Origin of the sequence: Corallococcus sicarius (assembly GCF_003611735.1) — a bacterium.
Taxonomy (GTDB): Bacteria; Myxococcota; Myxococcia; order Myxococcales; family Myxococcaceae; genus Corallococcus; species Corallococcus sicarius.
Window position 1 is genome coordinate 1 of the sequence record NZ_RAWG01000485.1, and the last position, 4,914, is coordinate 4,914.

A 4,914-nucleotide genomic window follows, 5' to 3' on the forward strand; every position below is an offset into this window, starting at 1 on the left:
GAACCCTCCCAGCCCTCCAGCGGCGCTCCCGTGGAGCGCATCGCGGTGAAGACGGGCGGCAAGGTGCTGCTCATCCCCGTCGAGGAGCTGGACTGGTGCGAGGCGGAAGGCAACTACGTGGTGCTGCACGCGGGGACTCGCAAGCCCATGCTCCGCGAGACGCTGGGCCAGGTGGAGCAGTGGCTGGATCCGCGCCGCTTCGTGCGCGTCCACCGCTCCCTGCTCGTCAACGTGGACCGCATCCGCGAGTTGGAGCCCGACGTGGACAAGGGCTGGGTGGTGGTGCTCCGCGACGGCACGCGGCTGCGACTGAGCCCCGGCCGCAAGGCCGCGGTGGAGGCCCTGCTGCGACAGTCGTTCTGACTTCGTCCCAGCCGGCGGACGTTTCATCCCTTGCTCCAGCAGTTCCGACACATCACTTCAGGGCGCGCCCGGGCACGCCCGTACAACGACGGCACGGCACAGCTCCCTCGCGGCCCGCGAGGGAGCGCCCCGGCCGTCACCTGAAGCGATGGATGCAAGGAGCACCGCATGAGCGTTCCCACCTCCAGAACAGGCCTCTTCCTGGCCGCCGCCCTGACCCTGGCCACCGTGCCGGGATGTCAGGGGGAAGAGACCCCACCTCCACCGCCCGCGATACGCAGCAGCGAACAGGGACTCGTCTGTGGAAGCAGCCTCGTCCCGCAGATGACCAGCGCCACCCTCCCCGCCGGCACGGTGACCAGCTCCGGCGCCTACGGCACCACCTACGAGGCCTGGAGGGCCTTCGACAGCACCCACAGCACGATGTGGATCTCCAGCCAGGGCACCATCCCCGCATGGATTGCCTATGAATGGGCGAATGGCCCGAAGAGGGTCACCCACTACGCCATCAACTACGCCAATGGCAGCATCACCACCCGTGCCCCCCGGACGTTCACGCTCCAAGGCTGGAACGGCAGCGCCTGGGTGGTGGTCGACACGCGCCCCAATGAAATCAACTGGGCCGGCCACGAGCGGCGCGAGTACCCCGTCGCCGCCCCAGGCACCTATGTCAAATACAGACTGAACATCACGGAGGACAACGACAGCCGCGCCGGCATCGAGGTCATCTCCATGGGTGGGCTCGAACTGCTCGAATGCCAGACGGACGTCGTCCCGCCCACGGTCCCGGTGCTGACGGGCTTCACGCCCGTCTCCCCCTCCAACAACACGCAGCCCTCGCTGACCGGCACGACGGAGGCCGCCGCCACCGTGCGCCTCTTCGCGGGCGCGGGCTGCGTGGGCACGCCGCTCACCAGCGTCAGCGCGAACGCTTCCACAGGGGCCTTCACGCTCGCCCGCACGGTCGCCGCCAATGCCTCCACGACCTTCTCCGTTCGGGCCCTGGACGCGGCGGGCAACCTCTCCGCCTGCTCCGCGGCCGCCACGTATGTGAATGACACCCTCGCCCCCGCGCTGCCCACGTTCCTTCCGGGAGTCATTCCCTTCGCGGTGTCGCCGTTCGTCGCGGCGGTGCGGGTCCAGACCGAGGCCGGCGCCCGGATGGCGCTGTTCTCGGACGCCGCCTGCACCGTGCCCTCACCTTCGACGCCCGAGGTCGCCGCGGGGACGAACGGCATCGCCCAGATGCCCCTGGTGCCCGCCCAGCTCAACGTGCAGCTCTTCGGCGCGGCCCGCGACGCGGCGGGCAATCGCTCCGCCTGCGCGTCCTTCCAGCCGGGCTGTGGGGTGGGCACCGGAGACTGCGATGGCAACCCGGCGAACGGCTGCGAAGCGAATCTGCTGAGCGATGAGGCGAACTGCGGAGCCTGTGGCACCACGTGCGGTGGGGCCGCCTCCGCCAACGCCGTCTGCGGCGCGGGCACCTGCGGCCTGGGCTGCGTGGTGGGCACCTTCGACTGTGATGGGAGCGCGGCCAACGGCTGCGAGTCCGCCACCGCCTGCGACCCGCTGACGTGTCAGGTGGATCCGTTCGAAGAGCTGCTCATCACCGACCTGTCCGTGGTGGAGGACCCCGCGCGGACCACCGGGAGCGGGGCCTGGACCTTCGGCACGCTGCTGCGCGAGATGAACGGCGGCATGGACCCGTCCGCGATGGTGCGCACCTGGCTGCGGACCTGGGAGCAGCCCCAGTTCATCCAGGCGTCCTTCGTCCCGCCCCGCCCCAGCATCCGCACGCTGGTGACGAACGCCTGGGAGGCGCGCAGCGGCGGCGTGAACCAGCCGCTGGACTTCAACACCGCGCCGTTCCGGTTGCTGGCCATCGTCAACCGCATGGACCTGCGACAGGAGGGGGTGGTCGCGGGCGAGGGGCGCTTCGTGTTCGGCGTGCTCGACCCGTCCGGCAATCCCACGCCGTTCACCGTCATCCTGGAGTACGTGCTCCCGGGCGGCACGCCGGAGGAGCTCCAGCGCTGGGCGCGGGACTGGCATGAGCTGGGGAGGGTGGGCGTTGGCAACCCGGGCTACAACGCGAAGCTCCAGGCCCTGACGGACCGCTTCACGAAGGCCTTCGTCGCACCGGACCGCTTCCTCGGCAGCGCCATCAGCCAGGTGCGCACCAACGAGAACGCGCTCGAATTCGAGTGGGAGCTGCGCGAGTTCCACCTCGGTCCCACCGGCCTCGCCCCGGCGGCGGTGGCGCTCACGCCCGAGTTCTTCCTCAGCGGCTCCCCCATGCTCTCGGACTACATCCAGCAGAACGAGGCCGCCATCCTGGCGGGGACGCACACCCTGCCCCCCGTCTTCAACGGTCAACCGTTCCAGGCGGGTTCGGCGCTCACGCCCTTCGGCTTCCTCTTCAACGCTCCCGGCGTGAACCCCGAAGCGCGCCACCAGTTCTCCGTGAACACGTGCAACGGCTGCCACGCGGGGGAGACCCAGACGTTCTTCCTCCACGTCGGGCCGCGCTCCACGGGACAGACGGCCTTCCTGTCCCCCTTCCTCATGAGCGCGGCTCCCATGCCGGATCCCACGGGCGCGGGACCTCCCCACGTCTTCAACGACCTGGGGCGTCGTCAGGATGACCTGACCGCGCTGGTGTGCGGCGAACCGCCGGCCCTGCGGACCTTGACTGGCAAGAAGGGCGCGCACAGGGCCGCCGTCCCGGGCTTCCCGCCCCGCTCCAACCTGCCCGCGGGCCGCGTCCACTGAGTCCGTGAAGGGGCGGCGCGGCTTGTCAGGACCCGGGCATGCGGAAAGACTGGCCGCATGTCCCCTGCCCGCCGCGTCCTCGTCCCGCTGCCCGACCGTGACTTCGACGTCACCGAGGTGGCCGTGCCCTGGCGCAAGCTCACCGACGCGGGCCATGAGGTGGTGTTCGCCACGGAGCACGGCCACATGCCCGCGGCGGATCCGCTGCTGCTCACGGGCGTGCTCTTCGGAAAGCTGGGCGCGGACCCGGAGCCCCGGCGCTTCTACGGCGACCTCACCCTCACCGAGGGCTTCCAGAAGCCGCTGACCTGGGACGCGGTGATGCCGGAGGACTTCGACGCGCTGCTGCTCCCCGGAGGCCACGCGCCGGGCATGCGGCAGTATCTGGGCAGCGAGGCGCTCCAGGCGAAGGTGGCGGCGTTCTGGGCGCTCCAGCGGCCCGTCGCGGCCATCTGCCACGGCGTGCTGGTGCTCGCGCGAACGAAGGACCCCGCCACCGGCAGGAGCGTGCTCCACGGCACGCGCACCACGTGCCTGCCGAAGTACATGGAGCGCTCCGCGTACCTGCTCACGGCCTGGAAGCTGGGGCGCTACTACCGCACCTATCCCGCCTACGTGGAGGAGGAGGTGGTCGCGGCGCTCGCGGAAGCCACCCACTTCGAGCGCGGCCCCCGCGTCGTCGCCAGGCGCGGCACCGCGACGGACCACACCCCGGCCTTCGTGGTGGAGGACGGCCGCTACGTCTCCGCCCGCTGGCCCGGCGACGCGTACCTCTTCGCGGAGCGCTTCCTCGCGCGGCTGTGAGACGTTCCCCTCGCGCCTCGAACGGGTAGACTCAATCTCCCAAGAATTCACGTTTTTCATGGAGAGATTGATGCGTGCCCTGAAGTCCCTGCTCGCCGCGGCCCTGCTGGGCCTGCTCCCCGCCTGTGGCCCCGAAGACCTCCCCCTCCCGGAGGAGCTGGGCTCGAGCCACCAGCCCGTCCGGCTCGCCATCAAGAACGCGGATCCGTCCATCCTCCGGGTGAACAGCACGTACATCTCCGCGGAGTCGGACGGAAGCCGGCTCTACGTGCGGACGGCCGCGTCGGTGGCCGCGCTCGCGAGCGCGCCCCGGCAGCAGGTGTGGGGCAATCCCAATGGCCTGGGCGAGGTGTGGGCGCCGGAGATCATCCGGGACGGCACCACCTACGTCATCTACTTCGCGGCCGGGACGGGCAGCGCCCACCGCATGTACGCCATCCAGTCCCAGTCGCCCGCCTCGGGCTACTCCGCGGCGGTGCGGATGGCGCTTCCCGAAGACAAGTGGGCCATCGACGGCACGGCCTTCACCTACCGGGGCCAGCGCTGGTTCGTCTGGTCCGGCTGGGTGGGCAACACCAACGGCGAGCAGACGCTCTTCATCGCGAGGATGTCGAACCCCACCACCGTCACCGGCGCGCGGTACGTCATCTCGCAGCCCCGTGAGTGGTGGGAGAAGGTCGACCCCAATCCGCCCACGCGCGTCAACGAGGGCCCGCAGGTCGTCATCGACCCGAACGGCCAGCTCCACATCGTGTACTCGGCCAACGGGAGCTGGGACACGAACTACTGCCTCGCGGACCTGCGCCTGCGCGCGGACGGCGACCCGACGTACGTCTGGGACTGGTTCAAGTCCAACGGCTGCCTCTTCGGCGCCAACGGCGGCATCATGATGAGCGGCTGGACCCCCACGCTGTATGCGAAGGGCGTGGGCCACCACTCGTTCGTGCTGCTCAACGGCGACCCGAACACCAGCCC

4 protein-coding genes are annotated in these 4,914 nt (G+C 70.3%); all 4 read left to right on the forward strand.

Annotation, left to right across the window (positions count from 1 at the left end):
* A partial coding sequence (locus D7X12_RS39290; protein ID WP_147443945.1) for a LytR/AlgR family response regulator transcription factor occupies positions 1-363 on the forward strand: 363 nt, incomplete at its 5' end.
* A gap of 168 nt (positions 364-531) precedes the next feature.
* Entirely contained in the window at positions 532-3,135 is a 2,604-nt protein-coding gene (locus D7X12_RS39295) for an Ig-like domain-containing protein (RefSeq protein WP_147443946.1), read from the forward strand.
* Positions 3,136-3,192: 57 nt separating this feature from the next.
* Positions 3,193-3,939, forward strand: coding sequence for a type 1 glutamine amidotransferase domain-containing protein (locus tag D7X12_RS39300; RefSeq protein ID WP_120630277.1), 747 nt, complete (start codon positions 3,193-3,195; stop codon positions 3,937-3,939).
* Between the two features lie 70 nt (positions 3,940-4,009).
* Positions 4,010-4,914, forward strand: a 905-nt coding sequence (locus D7X12_RS39305) for a glycoside hydrolase family 43 protein (protein ID WP_120630278.1), incomplete at its 3' end; no start/stop codon positions are given.